Origin of the sequence: Xenorhabdus griffiniae, from assembly GCF_015163655.1 — a bacterium.
GTDB lineage: Bacteria > Pseudomonadota > Gammaproteobacteria > Enterobacterales > Enterobacteriaceae > Xenorhabdus > Xenorhabdus griffiniae.
This window is the reverse complement of sequence record NZ_JADEUF010000007.1, coordinates 1-16107: the sequence shown is the minus strand read 5'-3', so window position 1 is coordinate 16107 and position 16107 is coordinate 1. Positions and strand designations below refer to the sequence as shown.

The 16107-nt window shown below is 38.2% G+C and carries 16 protein-coding genes; 6 read left to right on the top strand and 10 right to left on the bottom strand.

Annotation, left to right across the window (positions count from 1 at the left end):
• Positions 1 to 72: 72 nt before the first annotated feature.
• A complete protein-coding gene (manA, locus tag IQ211_RS02575) occupies positions 73 to 1245 on the bottom strand; it encodes a mannose-6-phosphate isomerase (protein ID WP_189760145.1) in 1173 nt (390 codons plus the stop codon).
• A 172-nt stretch (positions 1246 to 1417) separates the two neighbouring features.
• Here manA and fumC point away from each other — a divergent pair, with 172 nt between their 5' ends.
• Positions 1418 to 2812 carry a class II fumarate hydratase gene (gene fumC, locus IQ211_RS02570; protein ID WP_189760146.1) on the top strand — a complete coding sequence of 465 codons (1395 nt, stop codon included), beginning with the start codon at positions 1418 to 1420 and terminating at the stop codon, positions 2810 to 2812.
• 110 nt (positions 2813 to 2922) lie between these two features.
• Here fumC and tus read toward each other — a convergent pair whose 3' ends face one another.
• Positions 2923 to 3849, bottom strand: a complete 927-nt coding sequence (gene tus / locus IQ211_RS02565) for a DNA replication terminus site-binding protein (protein WP_189760147.1) — start codon at positions 3847 to 3849, stop codon at positions 2923 to 2925.
• A gap of 230 nt (positions 3850 to 4079) precedes the next feature.
• Between tus and IQ211_RS02560 the strand changes: the two genes are divergently transcribed.
• A complete protein-coding gene (locus tag IQ211_RS02560; RefSeq protein WP_189760148.1) occupies positions 4080 to 4712 on the top strand; it encodes a helix-turn-helix domain-containing protein in 633 nt (210 codons plus the stop codon).
• Positions 4713 to 4755: 43 nt separating this feature from the next.
• On the opposite strand, the gene IQ211_RS02555 is transcribed toward IQ211_RS02560, so the two are convergent.
• On the bottom strand, positions 4756 to 5961 hold the full coding sequence (locus IQ211_RS02555) for an MFS transporter (RefSeq protein WP_282885664.1): 1206 nt from the start codon (positions 5959 to 5961) through the stop codon (positions 4756 to 4758).
• Positions 5962 to 6162: 201 nt separating this feature from the next.
• Between IQ211_RS02555 and IQ211_RS02550 the strand changes: the two genes are divergently transcribed.
• The 3 genes from IQ211_RS02550 (at position 6163) to bioD (ending at position 9222) form a co-directional block, all read left to right on the top strand.
• Positions 6163 to 7083, top strand: a complete 921-nt coding sequence (locus tag IQ211_RS02550) for a LysR family transcriptional regulator (RefSeq protein ID WP_189760150.1) — start codon at positions 6163 to 6165, stop codon at positions 7081 to 7083.
• Between the two features lie 142 nt (positions 7084 to 7225).
• The gene (gene mlc / locus IQ211_RS02545; protein WP_189760151.1) at positions 7226 to 8425 is read left to right on the top strand and encodes a sugar metabolism global transcriptional regulator Mlc; all 1200 of its coding nucleotides are present in this window, start codon (positions 7226 to 7228) and stop codon (positions 8423 to 8425) included.
• A gap of 128 nt (positions 8426 to 8553) precedes the next feature.
• Complete coding sequence (gene bioD, locus IQ211_RS02540) at positions 8554 to 9222, top strand: dethiobiotin synthase (protein ID WP_189760152.1); 669 nt, start codon at positions 8554 to 8556, stop codon at positions 9220 to 9222.
• A gap of 57 nt (positions 9223 to 9279) precedes the next feature.
• Here bioD and IQ211_RS02535 read toward each other — a convergent pair whose 3' ends face one another.
• From IQ211_RS02535 to ydfG, 3 genes are all read right to left on the bottom strand, one after another.
• A complete protein-coding gene (locus tag IQ211_RS02535) occupies positions 9280 to 9564 on the bottom strand; it encodes a DUF1161 domain-containing protein (protein ID WP_189760153.1) in 285 nt (94 codons plus the stop codon).
• Between the two features lie 30 nt (positions 9565 to 9594).
• Positions 9595 to 9951 carry a DUF1283 family protein gene (locus tag IQ211_RS02530; protein ID WP_189760154.1) on the bottom strand — a complete coding sequence of 119 codons (357 nt, stop codon included), beginning with the start codon at positions 9949 to 9951 and terminating at the stop codon, positions 9595 to 9597.
• Between the two features lie 64 nt (positions 9952 to 10015).
• Positions 10016 to 10762, bottom strand: coding sequence for a bifunctional NADP-dependent 3-hydroxy acid dehydrogenase/3-hydroxypropionate dehydrogenase YdfG (ydfG, locus tag IQ211_RS02525; RefSeq protein ID WP_189760155.1), 747 nt, complete (start codon positions 10760 to 10762; stop codon positions 10016 to 10018).
• Positions 10763 to 11172: 410 nt separating this feature from the next.
• Between ydfG and IQ211_RS02520 the strand changes: the two genes are divergently transcribed.
• Positions 11173 to 11865, top strand: a complete 693-nt coding sequence (locus IQ211_RS02520; protein ID WP_189760156.1) for a hypothetical protein — start codon at positions 11173 to 11175, stop codon at positions 11863 to 11865.
• A gap of 64 nt (positions 11866 to 11929) precedes the next feature.
• On the opposite strand, the gene IQ211_RS02515 is transcribed toward IQ211_RS02520, so the two are convergent.
• The 4 genes from IQ211_RS02515 to IQ211_RS02500 all read right to left on the bottom strand — a co-directional run.
• Positions 11930 to 13627 carry an ABC transporter ATP-binding protein gene (locus IQ211_RS02515; RefSeq protein WP_189760157.1) on the bottom strand — a complete coding sequence of 566 codons (1698 nt, stop codon included), beginning with the start codon at positions 13625 to 13627 and terminating at the stop codon, positions 11930 to 11932.
• A 213-nt stretch (positions 13628 to 13840) separates the two neighbouring features.
• Complete coding sequence (locus tag IQ211_RS02510) at positions 13841 to 14767, bottom strand: dimethylarginine dimethylaminohydrolase family protein (RefSeq protein WP_189760158.1); 927 nt, start codon at positions 14765 to 14767, stop codon at positions 13841 to 13843.
• 33 nt (positions 14768 to 14800) lie between these two features.
• Positions 14801 to 15514 carry a phosphatidylserine decarboxylase gene (locus IQ211_RS02505; RefSeq protein ID WP_189760159.1) on the bottom strand — a complete coding sequence of 238 codons (714 nt, stop codon included), beginning with the start codon at positions 15512 to 15514 and terminating at the stop codon, positions 14801 to 14803.
• Positions 15515 to 15996: 482 nt separating this feature from the next.
• A partial coding sequence (locus tag IQ211_RS02500) for an IS1 family transposase (RefSeq protein ID WP_228011580.1) occupies positions 15997 to 16107 on the bottom strand: 111 nt, incomplete at its 5' end.

Sequence of the window (16107 nt, the reverse complement as noted above, 5' to 3'; positions counted from 1 at the left end):
GTTTTGTATTTATGTCAAAATATGATTAACTGCCAATAAAAAATTAATCATAACCATATGAATCTAATAAAATTAATTAGATACTCTGGCTATTCTTCCCCTACCATAAACAGTGACGGCTTTTTCAATAGCAGGCAAGAAAATTGATTCACCTGAAAGTAATTTCAACTGCTGTTTATCAGTGCTGATCACTGCTTGCCCTTCAATACAAAATAGAACCGATGCTGCACCATTTTCCAATGAGATTAGTTGTTCTGAAACAGAATAAACAGAAAAACAAAAATCATTAACAGGAACAGGGTAATTCAGCGCATCTTTTTCCTGCCTTGGCACGGTTAGCAAAGTATCGGCAGCTTTTGGAATAAAATCCAGATTAGCCATTAATTCAGGGACATCAATATGCTTGCTGGTTAAACCAGCACGCAACACATTGTCAGAATTGGCCATAACCTCTAAGGCAACGCCATCAAGATAGGCGTGGGGTGTGCGAGCATATAGAAACATCGCCTGACCGGGTTCAAGTTCAACGACATTGAGCAAGAGTGGTGCAAACAGTCCATTATCATCGGGATAGAATGAGGCCATGTTTTTAATGGTATCCCACGGCTCGCCCTGATGACAGTTTAATGCTGACTTTAAGACAGCCATCGCCAACTGCTTTTGTTCGCCTTGCATATTCAATAATTGTGAAAACAGAAACGCCAGATTTTGTTCAGTTGGTTGCTGGAGGAAGGTTTGAATATCTGGATGCGCGGCAGAAACATAATCCAATAATTGCGCGATCTCAGATAACGGTCTAAAAGCATTCATGGCTTTGAATGGCGTCAGCGCATAGACCAATTCAGGTTTGTGATTATCATCTTTGTAGTTGCGTTGTGCTGATTCTAACGGTATCCCTTGTGCATTTTCTTTGGTAAAACCTATTTCTGCTGATGTCTTATCAGGATGCACTTGAATAGACAGTGGTTGAGCTGCACATAATACTTTGAACAGGAAAGGCAAACGTTGGAATTGCTGGGCTACTTTTTCTCCAAGGTATTTCTCTGGCTCTTTATCGATCAAAATATTTAAGGCGATAGTTTCACCCGTTTGAGGATCTGTTACCTGTGAACTACATTTTGGATGTGCGCCCATCCATAGCTCTGCCATTGGCTGATTATCCGCGTTCTCGATACCATAAATATCCGTCAAAGCAGTTTTACTTCCCCAGTCATAATGTTGGATTTTGTTGGTCATTTTCAGCATGGCGAAATTTCCTATAATAAAAAGTCACTTATTTATATGACAACAATACAATAAACACGGTTAGGTCGCATTATCGATAATAAATTTATGGCATGATATGAAAATGCCGACTAATTTATCTGCAAAGTTTGTTCCGGCGTATTCAATTATTCTGTGTGCTAAGGAGATAGTAATGGCAGCCACTCGCATTGAAAAAGACTCAATGGGACCTATCGAAGTACCTGCTGACCAATTATGGGGGGCGCAAACTCAGCGCTCACTGGAGCATTTCCGCATTTCTCAGGAAAAAATGCCTGTTGCCTTGATTCATGCCCTTGCATTGACTAAACAAGCAGCGGCCAGCGTTAATATGGATCTGGACCTTCTACCTAAAGAGCGTGGTGAAGCAATTATCGCTGCGGCGAAAGAGGTGTTAGAAGGCAAACACCCAACAGAATTCCCTCTTGCTATCTGGCAGACCGGTTCGGGAACTCAAAGCAACATGAACATGAATGAAGTGTTGGCGAACCGTGGTAGTGAGATCCTTGGTGGTAAAAGGGGTAATGAACGTCTGGTTCATCCTAATGATGATGTTAACAAGAGCCAAAGCTCTAATGACGTTTTCCCAACGGCCATGCATGTTGCAGCAGTTACTGCATTACGTGAGCATCTGTTACCAGAGTTAAACGTACTCCAAAAAACTCTGGCAGATAAAGCGGAAGCATTTAAAGACATCGTAAAAATTGGTCGTACTCACTTACAAGATGCAACGCCATTGACTTTAGGTCAGGAAATTTCCGGCTGGGCAGCTATGTTGATGCATAACTTGAAACACATTGAAGAGAGTATTCCTCATGTGTGTGAGCTGGCCCTGGGAGGAACTGCGGTAGGAACTGGTCTGAATACTCACCCTGAGTATGCCGTCCGGGTTGCGCAGAAAATTGCTGAATTATCTGGTCATCCTTTTGTTACTTCGCCAAATAAATTTGAATCCCTGGCAACTTGTGATGCTCTGGTCCATTCACACGGTGCATTGAAAGGTTTGGCTGCATCATTGATGAAGATTGCTAACGATGTTCGTTGGTTAGCTTCTGGCCCTCGTTGTGGTATTGGTGAAATTTCCATTCCTGAAAATGAGCCAGGTAGCTCCATCATGCCAGGCAAAGTCAATCCAACTCAGTGTGAAGCGATGACTATGTTATGTGCCCAAGTGATGGGTAACGATGTGGCCATTAATATTGGTGGTTCGTCTGGTAACTTTGAACTGAACGTATTCCGCCCAATGGTTATCCATAACTTCCTGCAATCTGTTCGTTTGCTGGCGGATGGTATGCGTAGTTTCAATGAGCATTGTGCTATTGGTATTGAACCTAATCGTGATCGCATCACTCAATTGCTGAATGAATCACTGATGCTGGTAACGGCATTAAATACTCATATCGGTTACGATAAAGCGGCTGAAATTGCTAAAAAAGCACATAAAGAAGGTCTGACGCTGAAACAGTCAGCACTTCAGTTAGGATATTTAACTGAAGCTGAATTTGATGCATGGGTTCGTCCAGAAGATATGGTTGGCAGCATGAAGTAATGCTTGTGCTATACGCATTAAACTTCAAGTTGCAATTTACGTGATTTCTCCCCGTTTTGTGGGGAGAAATATAAAAAGCCGGAGTAAATGCTCTCCGGTTTTTTTATTTCTTAGATTTCTTTGTAGAGATGTAAGCGGGGAATGACCAACTCAAGTGACTGCGCTTTGGGTTTATACTTATGTTTAATTGCGTTGGCATTGTAATTGGACAAATTGCCGAGTTTGGGTTTGATTTCACTTTCTTCTGTGTAGAAAACAATCACAGGAACCGGACAAGCATATTGGACTTGCTTTTGTATTTCTGAATACCATACACGAGCAATAGGTTGTACTTTCACTGGCCGTTTAATTTTCAATACCACATCATCGGGTAATTTTTTTATATCTGTAATCTCCAATGCTACCAATGCTGCCCATTGATCACTGGAGTAGGGAGGGACTGCTCTACCCGCATTATAGCTTTTCTCCAGCCTTTCCAGAATTTGTTGCTTGGTGACTTTATTAATAATGTTTTTATTAGCCCAGCCAAAATTAATGGAGTCGGGATTTAATAGAGGAGTGATAGTGCGATAGGCATTCAGGGTAATAAGGCCACGCAAATGATCATGAACAAATTCAAAACGTTGTTCTTTGCTGATACCTGATTCTTTGGTAACGATATTTTCTAACTCTATTTTTAATTGGTTTACTTCATTAATGATTGCCATTGCTTCTTTATATTGCGGGTGGTTAACCGCAAAACACAAGGCACCAGGCAGGCGGCTAGCCGCTTTACTGCTGACATTCGGATTATTATGGTGTATGAATAGCTTCTGATAGAAGTGTAATCCTACATTGAGCGCTTCATTTCCCTGTAGCGGATTGACCATAATTTCGGTTATTTGTTCATGTTCTTCACCTTTTTCGATTTTCGGTAATTCAAATACCCGGGCATCAATAAGCCTGTAACTCATTAACAACTCAATCAGTTCAGATAGCTTTTCTTCTTGTTTTTTAAAGCAAATTGTCAGTGATTCTATTGAAAAATACTTATTCATAATTGTTCTTAACCCAAATTTCCGGCGAGCATACGACGACTTATTTAGTTACAACATACTAATAATATAAAACCAAACTTCCAAAAAATCTACCATCCACTACCACAAAAGCTAACTAAAAAAGAAAACGCCTATTGCGAAATAATTTAACATTGTGATAAAAAACCAGTAACACATTAATTTGAAATTAGATGGTTGATAGAGTGGGGCATACACCAAGGTCGTTACTTATGAAAAGATTAGTTAAGCCAGTGAATTCCTTTAAGAAAGTGATTGATGCATTGTTACCATACGCCGAATTGATCACAGCTGATTTATCAACACAAGAAAAGGTGATTAAAATAGAAAGTGAATTTGCTAAGTTTTTTTTATTAGATCAAGGATATATCAATATGCGCAGAATCAACGATAATTTAATCATTGCGACACTTTTTTCGCCCTACATTATCGGATTATCTTTCTATTCTGGAGCAGAAATCTATTATTCCATTGAACTGGGGGAAAGCTGTAAACTTTATCAAATTCCCAGGGTTAGTGCATTGAATACGATAAAGAAGCATGATCTCTATAGAGAGTGGATGAGAATAATTTCCTATAAAATAGCTTTCTTATATGCCAGAGATATTAGCCTTTTCCGTCATACTAATAAGGAAATCGTGTGTAGTTTGTTATCTCGCCTGATGACCTTACCGACAGAATTCAGAGAAAATATTACGGTAATTAAATATATAGAACAAAGATGCACACTTTCACGCAGTTGTATACAACGCGTGTTACTTACTCTAAAAAAAGATGGATGCATTGAAATTATTGATGGATATTTAACAAAAGTTTTAGTGTTACCGATTGAATCCTATTATTAATAATAAGCCGACATTTCTCATTTATGCCGGCAGCTATATTTTATTATTTTGGTAATTTATTGAGTTTTAAACCTAAATAAATAGCAACTATCATTAATAATGAAATAAACGCAGCAACGCCATTCCATGCAAAATAGAACCAAAATATTCCACCTAATGTTCCTGCAATACTGGAACCGGAGTAATAACAGAATAAATAGAGTGATGAAGCTTGTGCTTTGGCGCGCTTGGCTCTCTGTCCTATCCATCCACTAGCAACGGCATGAGCGGCAAAGAAGCCTGTTGTCAATATCATCACTCCCAGTATTACCGCCCAGATAGGAGAAAATAGGGTGATTAAGCAACCTATTAACATCATACTAATAGCGGCTAACAATACTGTTCCTCTTCCATACTTACTTATTAATCCACCAGCTTTAGTTGCGCTGTAAGTTCCTGTTAAATAAACGACAGATAACAAACCAACTATAGTTTGGCTTAAATGATAAGGGGCTTCTAATAACCGATAACCAATATAGTTAAACATAGTGACAAAACTTCCCATAAGCAAAAAAGCTTCGGCAAAGAGCAGGGGAAGACCTTGATCACGCAGGTGTAGCTTCAAATTGATAAGTAATGGTTTAGGTTTTAATGAGCTGGATTTAAAGTGCCTGGATTCCGGTAACATCTTCCAAAACGCAAGAGCGGAGATTAAAGCAAATGTACCAAGTAAGAGAACGGCAATCCGCCATGAATAGTGATCAGCGATCACACCAGCAATCAAACGTCCACTCATTCCCCCTATTGAATTACCACTGATATAGAGGCCGATAGATAAGGCTACATAACTGGGATGGATCTCTTCACTTAAATAAGTCATCGCGACAGCAGCAACACCACTTAATGATAACCCCACCAGTGCACGCATAACTAAAATCCCGTGCCAACTTGTTACAACAGAGCTTAAGAGAGTAAAAATGGCGGCAGTAATGAGTGATACTACCATGACATGTTTACGGCCAAGTGCATCGGATAAAGGGCCAGTTATTAATAAACCGAGGGATAACATTCCAGTGGACAGGGATAAAGCCAAACTACTATTGGCCGGCGAGATGTCAAATTCATCTGACAAAATTGGCAAAATGGGTTGAACAAAATAGAGTAATGCAAATGTTGCCAGTCCTACGGCAAAGAACGAGAGAGTGACTCGCAGGTATACAGCATCTTCACGTTGAATGTAAGGCTGTTTACCTTTGTATCCATGATTAATTGTGTTTTCAACATCTCTTTCGACGTCAGAGACTGCTGATTTTTCACTGACGCTTTGGATTGTATTCACGTTACTTCCTTATCTAGGTAAAACAAACGTTAATTACTTGATGTAGATCAAGGATAGAAATTCATGAATATTTTGTCTAATATATTAATCATTCAAAATGATATGTTAAAAATATCAATGAGGTCATAAATAATGACTGCTAATATTGAGCTCAGACACTTACGTTACTTCATTGCTGTGGCAGAAGAGTTGCATTTTGGACGTGCAGCAGAACGATTGAATATCTCACAACCACCATTAAGCCAGCAGATCCAAGCGCTGGAAGCAAATATAAATGCCAAGTTACTGGTGCGTAATAACAGGAATGTTAATCTAACACCTGCCGGACAGATGTTTCTCCAGGAAGCATATCAAATCATTTCCCAGGTTGATGCTGCAGCAACCAAAGCTGCCAGAATGCAGCAAGGGGAGTTGGGGGAGATATCGATTGGCTTTACATCTATCACACCTTTTATACAAAAAGTAGCACTGAGTTTACGTCAATTTCGGGAACGTTATCCTGACGTCGCCATCCATATGCATCAAATGAATACCAAACAGCAAATAGCACCTTTGCAAACAGGCAGAATCGATATAGGAATTATGCGTAATACGTCATTGCCCGATAACTTGGAGCATCAGTTACTCTTCCGCGAGCGTTTTATGTTGGCCGTATATGATGATCATCCTCTGCTGAAGTACGCTAATGAAGGTGTGAATTTGGAAATGCTATCTGATTATCCACTGGTGTTTTTTGAGCGCGATGTAGGAACGGCACTGTATGATGAAATTATTTCCTTATTGGCTAATGTAGGAGTGGTTCCAACGATTTCCCAAGAAGCGGGAGAGGCCATGACAATATTAGGATTAGTCGCTGCGGGATTAGGGGTAAGCATTATTACAGAATCGTTTACTCGAATGAAACTGGATGGAGTTCAATATTTGCCTTTAGCAAACAACCCTGCTTATTCCGAAGTTTGGCTGGTTAAACATAAAAATCACAATAACAGCGCTGCGGCGGATCGGTTAACTCATCTCCTGATTTCAAACATTGTGGATGAAGCTAGTAGATGAAATTGTTCATCAAAAGTAATAATCACGATAAGTTCGTGTGAAAGATCACATTTCTACCTTAAACGGATATCTTCTCATTTAAACAGAGACATAATCGTCATTATTAATTTTTTAGCAGCGTGAATTAAATGCAGGAGGCGAGGTGAGTGTTGATGTTCAACCAAGTCATATTGACCAGATCAGACAAACTAACATTGGGTTGGTTTATAGGTTAATTGATCAATATGGACCTATCTCGCGTATCGCACTTTCCAAAAAAGCTCAATTAGCGCCGGCCAGTATTACTAAAATCACACGAGAACTCATTGATGCACATTTAGTGAAAGAAACTGAATTTCCTGATCTTGGTTTTAGAGGTCGTCCTGCTGTTGGGTTGAAGGTAGATAGTAAAGGGTGGCAATTTTTATGTATTCGTATTGATGAAGGACATATTGTCATTGGGCTTCGTGACTTGAGCGGTAATCTTGTCGTTGAAAAGCAATCAGTATTTTCTGTGCCTCAGCATTGTTCTTTTTTAGATTGCATCGTCAATGAGATTGATAACTTCTTTTTGTATCATCAATCTGCTCTGGAACGTTTAACAGCCATCAGTATTACTATCAATGCGATAGTCGATCCGGTAAATGGGATTATTCATAGTTCACCCTACTACGATATCCACGATCTTCCTCTGGGAAAATTTTTACATCAGCGCACAGGACTACCAATTTTTCTGCAACATGGCATAGCCGCATGGACAATCGCAGAATCTTTATATGGAGCAGGGCAAAACTACCAGAATCTTATCCAGATTGTTATAGATGACAATGTTGGCGCAGGAGTTATGACAGCAGGACAAATGCTCCATGCAGGAAATCATAGTGTCGTAGAAATCGGGCATATTCAAATCGAACCTAATGGCGAACATTGTTACTGTGGCAATATCGGCTGTCTTGAAACTGTGGTGGGTATCAAAAAAATTTTGCAAAAATTTCACGCCCAGACAGAAAGCCAAGCTGACTCCGTGACAATTGATTCATTTTGTCAGGCCGCTATGGAGGGAGATCCACGGGTAACAGAAATGGTTCGTGATGCAGGAGAACGAATCGGGCGCATCATGGCGATTATGGTCAATATCTTTAACCCCGAAAGGATCCTGATTGGTTCGCCGCTGAACAGCATTAAACATATTCTCTATCCTGCCATTCAACAACAGATAACACAACGTTCACTTCCTGGTTATAGCCAACAAGTTGATATTGTGGCTACTCAATTTAACAATACAGGCACACTACCTGCGGCAGCCTTAATTAAACAGGCATTGTATAACGGTGAATTACTGCTTGAGCTAATGCAAGGATAGCACCCATCACGCAAAACATTGAGCTAACGCAATCCCTGCCTTAAACACATCTCCTACACTCTAGCCTTGCTCGCTAAAGAGAGTAAGTAACCGGTCAATCTATTCTGTTATTACGGAAAAATGAATTTATGTTAACGCGCTTATTTGTTACAGGCACGGATACCAACATCGGTAAAACAGTTGTTACCCGCGCATTATTGCAAGTCTTTAATCGTGATGGAACAACCGCTGTAGGATATAAACCTATTGCGACAGAAAAACATGAAACTCCGGAGGGAATACGTAATCGTGATGCCTTAGTCATACATAAATCTTCACCGGTACAAGTGGATTATGAAGAAATCAATCCTGTTGTTTGGGAAAACAGCTATGAAAAAGAAAATCGTACTGATTTTACTCAAATGACGAAAGGACTAAAAAATTTAGGCTATAAAGCAGATCGCGTCATCATTGAAGGTAACGGAGGGTGGCGTATGTTAATGGAAGATGAAACGTTTTATTCTGATTGGGTAGTGCAAGAAAAACTTCCTGTCATTTTGGTCGTTGGTATTCAGGCCGGTTGTGTCAACCATGCTATCCTAACGGCGCAATCCATCAGGAATGATGGTGTACCCCTGATTGGCTGGATTGCTAATCGCATCAATCCAGGATTAGCACATTACGCCAAGGTATTGGAAAGGTTACAGCGTCACATACCAGCTCCGCAATTGGGAGAAATACCTTATCTTTTAAGACCAGAAGAACGCGATTTATCTTGCTATCTGGATGCGTCTGCGATACTGGCAATTGACGATTAAAACGAGAAGTAAAAAGGGAGCAAATTACGCTCCCTTTTTCGAAAATCAGCAAGAATATTACTCTCGGCCTTTCTTATCATGAGAAAGACGGACATAGACTATTTTTTGTTTGCCATAATCACAATGACCAACAACTTTTCCACTTGCCGTATTGTTTTCAGTGACTTGATCACTAGGAACTAAGTCAAGTCTAAAATCCGTTGCTGAAACACCATTTTTAATGATTTTCTGCGCAATCTCTTCTTTCAAGTTTTCACATGTTATCTTTTGTGAAGCTTGCACTGTAAAGGAAAAAAGCGCAAAAAACAAAGCTCCGGTCAGTAGGATCTTGTTCACTATCATCTCCTTATTTTGATGTCGGCGTTGATTTTATCAAGGTTTAATCGGGCGGCCCGTATTGATATCCAGGCAACGTTTTGTGCTCGGTTCCCAATAAGCATTAATATCGACACTTTTTAAACAGGCTTCACGATTATCAGCTTCCGCTTCATACTTATCAAACTCTTTTTCTTTACGTTTGTCCGCTTTATGGCGCAATCTTCTCTGTTCATCCCATTCTTCTTTGCTTTGACGAGCCATTTCTTTGCTTAAGGAAGTTTCTCCACCATTGATGGTTACACACGTACTTTCTGACGCACATGGCGTAGAGAAGGCGGACGTCTGCCAAAAGAGGGAGGATACCAGAGCAACAACAGAAACACTTTTAACAATCAAAGAACGAACGTTCATTTTTGAACCTCTTTATTACTTAAACTATAAAACTAAGCCATTTAGCGAATCTGCTAAAAAAGCATTAGTTTCTATGTATGCTTAAACCTGCGAATGACTGACAAACGGGCATCATTTCCAATGTATTAATGTTGACGCGAGAAGGCAGGTTAGCAACCCAAAATACCGCTTCGGCAATATCATCCGCCGTTAATGCATCGGCGCCGACATAAGTTTTGTCAACTTTTTCTTTATTGCCTTTAAAGCGAATATGAGAAAATTCGGTTCCTCCAACCAGACCAGGTTCAATATCGGTGACTCGGATATTCTTCCCATGTAAGTCAGCTCTCAGCCCTAAACTAAATTGTTTGACAAAGGCTTTAGTCGCACCGTATACGTTACCGCCTGCATAGGGCCAACTTGCTGCAGTGGAACCAATATTAATAATATGGCCATGATTGGCTTGTACCATATTAGGCAACAAAGCCCGCGTCATGTTCACTAACCCTTTCGTATTAGTATCAATCATTGTTTCCCAGTCATCAGGATTAGCTTGGTGAGCGGGTTCTAACCCTAACGCAAGCCCTGCATTATTCACAAGAACGTCTACATGACGTAGGTTATCTGGTAATTGTTGAACGGTTTGCTCGATTGCTGTGCGATCTCTCACGTCAAGTTGGATGGGGTGGAAGTTCTCACCCAATTCATTTTTCAACTGATCTAATTTCTCTTTACGGCGTCCTGTTGCAATGACGATGGAGCCATGTTTGATAAATTTTCTTGCAATTGCTTCACCAAAACCCGAAGTTGCACCTGTCACAAAAATAATCATAACTATCCTCTTATCTGTGAATTATTATCATAATATCCATGTTATTAGAAAAATTTGTTTCTCATTAGTCAAGGTTAAATTTTTTCATTTGCATTTAATTTATTTTTTTAATATATGCATGCAACTTCAAGTTGCAATTTACAGCACTATATGAAAGCACACACATCTTGAAGTTAGATTGGTATATACCACTCGTCTTTCAAAATTCGTCTTATATCTTCCCCGCTTCGCGTGGAGATATAAAAAATCACATTGATTTGCAAGCTGCAATTTGAAGTTGAATTAGTATATATAGTTACTTATTCATAGCATGCGAGTAATTAGCCAAAAAAGTTCTATAGGAAATTAGCCACACCATTCAATGAATGTATGTAAAATAATCTACACTGAAATAGAAATCAGAGGATAATATGTCATTTTATCAACCATTTAAAATTTCTTTTGAATCAGGGGATCTTATATTTTGGTTAGATGATAAGAGAAAACAATATGCTCAAAAATACCCAGAATTTCAGCTGTTTCTTGATTCTAATAACATATCAACCCTTGATAGATATTCAATTACTCAAAATGAAATTAAGGTACGTAAGATGTACGGACAACAGATTCCTCATAATCAAGAAAGCTTTACAACGGCGGTAATGAAACACTGGAAATACAAAGACATACTCAATCAAGAAGATAACTATGATATTGATTATAATAATGGGAACGTTTACTACCCTAGAAGAATAACAAGCCGAAAATGTAAGGCTGGGTTATCTTGGTTTTCTCACTCACTAAACCATGCAAGTATCCATTTTATCTTAGATGGAATAGATATGGAGAATGCTATCAATAAAAAAAACAACCCAAAAATCAACAAAGGAAAAGACTCATATACCAACAAAGAACTGAGATGGATATACCGAAACAGGAAAGATCCAAGGGTTCAATCCTGCATACAATTCTGGCTAGATGGTTCGCCAGTATCTCCACCTTGGATAGAAAGAAGATATGTCGATTTATGGAAAAATTACCATCCGAAATTTGAAAATTCAGAGATCGAACTAGGGGAATTTGCTGAGACCGTTTTGAATTTTGAATATAGAGACTATACGTAGGTTTGTGTAATTATGGATGAAACGCAGATGGCCCGCCAAATGCGGGCCTGAAAAAGTGAGCAGGTTAGTTTGCTCTTGCTTGCTCCATATATTCTTGTAGGGAACCATCGAATGCAATTTTCCCTTTGTCGATTCGGATTACTCGCTCAGCCAGTTTAAATACACGCGGATCATGGCTTATCATAAGCACTGTTTTACCGCGAACAATATTGTTCAATGACTCAGCAAAGCTATTTATTTTACTATTGTCCAGATAGGTCGTAGGTTCATCAAATAGCAGTATTTCTGGTGTCTTAAGGTACAAACGCGCTAACCCAATTACCTGCCTTTCACCACCCGACAGGGAAGAGCCTTTTTCGTCAATGTATGAATCCAGGCCATCTTTCAATTTGTCCAACAGTTCATGGCCACCTGCTTTAATCAACGCAGAAATCATCTCTTCCCTGGTTGATTCTGTATTGGCAATGTGCAAATTATCGTATAACGTGCCCTTTATAATCTGAGTTTGTTGTGACATCACACCAAATTTTTGTAACCAGCGCTGAGAATCAGGATTATCCAGCACTTCACCAAAAATTGAAACGTAGCCTTCGTTTAGTGGTGTTAAACCTGTCACGATATCAAATATCGTACTTTTACCTTGGCCATTATCACCGACGATAAGAACCCGTTCTCCTTTTTGTATAGAGATATTCATGTCTCTGAACAAAGTATCTCTGTCGTTATAGGAAAATTTCTTAACGTTGATATCAATAGCATTGGCACTACAATTTTCCACTGATTGGCTCTGTTTGCGATTGTTTGGCTGGTATGCTCCCAACAATTCGAAAACCCTGTCCAACAACGACTTGAGTGAAGCAAATTTATTTAAATGATTACTGTATCTCTTAATGGAATCAGACATCAATTGTTCATAGGTAAATGCAGCAACAAAGTTACCAGGGTTGATCGTTCCATCCATCAATAGCAAACCACCATACCAAAGCACAGCAATGGTCGATGCTAACTGTGCAAAAAAGCCAAGAGGAATAGATAGGGACATAAACAGTCCGGTGATCCTCTCAACATTTTTCACTTTAGTATTAGCATCATTAATTCTCTTTTTCTCCGACTCTTCAGAATTGAAAATCTTGACAGATTTGATCCAAGAAAGTGATTCTTGGATGACGCCGGTCAATCGTGAGTTATAAATTTGCAGAATTCTTTCATAAACAGCCACTCGGTTAGTGATTGGCTTGCTGATTAAAGTCGTCAGACAAACCATCATAAATGCCAAAATCGCCAATTTAATATCAATCAGGGCCATAGCAATAAATGGGCCGATTATTGATAACGTATCATAAAGAAATTCGCTATATAAATCTCTAACTCTATCTGATACAAGGTAAGTATCATTTTTTATTCTGAATGCCAGATTCGCTGAATGAAATTTTCTGGTGATATGATAAGGAAAAGAGAGGAAAGAATCGACTAGCGATTTCCTCATATTATAACTCAGTTCTGATGCATTAATTGTTTGCATCCAAATAATAATAGCGTGACTGATGACAATCAATAATGATACTGCAATTAGAGAAGCAATTAATTCATTAAATGAGAAAGAAAGAATTAGCTTATCCTTTAATAAAGTATTGACTAATTCCTGAACCAGGAATGGAAATACAACCTCCGCTAAAGCAGCCACTACCGTAAAAACAATAGCCAGCACCAACGCTGTTTTTTGTTTACGTATAAAAGAATAAAGGAATATAATATATTTCATATACTGATCACTGTTAAGTTATCAATCTAACTAGTATAGACAACATGTTAAAACTTATCATCCTACCAAAAAGCGACTAACTCCATCCTTAGAATACATTTATTCTATGGCAATAAAATACAACTTATGCTAATTACCTTTCAAGATGCGTCTTATATCTCCCCGCTTCGCGGGGAGATATAAAAAATTACATTGATTTGCAAGCTGCAATTTTTAGATTACTTGTATTTTATAAGAATACCTATTTAAATGCATAACCATGCAGGAAAGCAGGGCGCCGCTCTTCATATATTCAGATAAATTGAAAAGTTTTGGTGTTAATGCCAATTTAGAGCAAACTTTTTCCAGCTCATGGTTTTTGTTCATTTCATAGATATACTCCTCCGTGCCTGCTTTCAGATCATTAATATTGGATGAACAAAGAATATGCTGATTGACTCTGACAGAGTTACAAATCCCACTGTATGCAATATCTTTACTGATGCTGATAATGTTGGTGACTTTCTCCAATTCTTTCAGCTCGTCGCTGTTGAATCCGCCGGTATAAACGAGCGTATTTTCTTTATCCAGTGGGAAAATGCTGCAATCCAAATGGTAAAGATAAGGATCTTTTTCTTCCACTTTCACGATTTTGAGGTCGAATTTTTCTTCCATCCAGTCATAGGTCTTAATATCACTTCTTATACCATAACCACCGACCAGGACATTATCATGCAAATGTTTTAATTCAGCTTCACCTTCAAAATAGTAAGGGGCAACTTCAGTTTTATAGCCCAATGATTCAAAGAAACTGACTCCAATAGGTGTTTCTGATCTTCTGATTTCTGATGCAAAATTAGCAACTATTGCTGTTGGATCTTCATCTCCAATAATAATACCCAAGTTAGCAACATATACTTGATCTTGTAGCTCTTGGTGAGTATCGGATGGCAACAGATAGACCAACGATTGTGATGACATAAAGCTATATAGCTTATAGAACTGTCTTAAAGCCACTTTGCTATTAACATTGATAGCGGATTCGTCCAGTTCCTCCATCCAAATGTTATTTCTTACATTGGTGTTTAATGAAAATGGAGGAGCTAATAAAAACACGGGCATTTTCAGATCAGAAATGATATTAGGAGAATTCTTTAACATCTTAAAACCTCAATTCTAGTTTATATTATTTGTTTATAGAGAGTTATCGTTGATTCTAACTAACTTCGTCATACCACCAGTGACATGTTCCTTTTCAGTGACTAATGAAGTTAATTCATCATCATCAGCAACAGGGATCACCAAGTCGACTTGTGAACCATACCGAATCATTGAAAATCTATCACCCTGATATACAGGCGTATTTTGTTGTATATGGAACGGTGTTATCGTATCAACATCATAATCACCGACTTGAACCATATAGTATTCTCGATTAATGCCAGGCGAATAGACCTTATTGACAACCCTTTGATTTAAATATAAATAGTCGTCATAAATTAATTCAATGTTCTCTTTATAAAAAATATTATTCTCTACATCAATCATTGGTAGATTGTTGGTTTCCAGAGGTTCATGTTCCGCGTAACTAAGGATACCATCGTAAGGAATTCTATTAATATGCACATCATAGCATGTCATAAAGATACCAATGACCAGCGAACGCTTGTCATAATGTTTATCTCTGATGATATCTTGAATGCTATATTTTTTTCCTTTTACTTCGGTGATCGCTTCATCTGGGTTTATTATCCCACTATAGATGACAAACCCATCAGCAGGAGATAAAAAATACCTATCATCTGTATTGATTGTTCTCGCTGGGTCCCTGAAAAAGCCTTCCTGGAAATAAGTTTCAGGCGGAAGATCAGGGAGTCCATTAAATATCGATTTAATGGCTTCGTTCATTTTGTTACTCATTATTACCTCTAAAAATGTTCATCAACTAGAACATGAAAAAGAGAAAAAACAACATCATACAAACAGTTACAGCGAGATATGTTACAGACTAATATTAATGATTCAATTTTATTTTTTTTATGGGTATGTTTATTTTTTGTTTGTCAATAAACAAAATTTCACCTAAGTTAACTAGACTGATATATATAGCCAACTAAATATAAATATATTGATGATACAAAATATGGGTAGTAAGGTAGTGTATTATATATATCTGTCAGTGACATTTATCACAAATATGACAAAAAATTAATTGAAATTTAAATAAATGACGTGTTTGGTTCAATTTTTAATCCACTTAAATACTTAAAGTGATATAACGCTAAAGTCAATTAAAATAAATGTGGAGTTTGATATTTGAGCATTTTAAATTTAAATAATTCATTAAAAAATAACAATATCAGGTCACGTATTCAAAATGTTGATTGGTCTTAAATATAATATTCTCTTTCGATAAAAGTCCCGATGACTTTGTCATGCATTTCCGGTGATTTTGAATAGCCTAATGTTTTACGATTCAGCCGCTTAATTCGGTTTCTAAG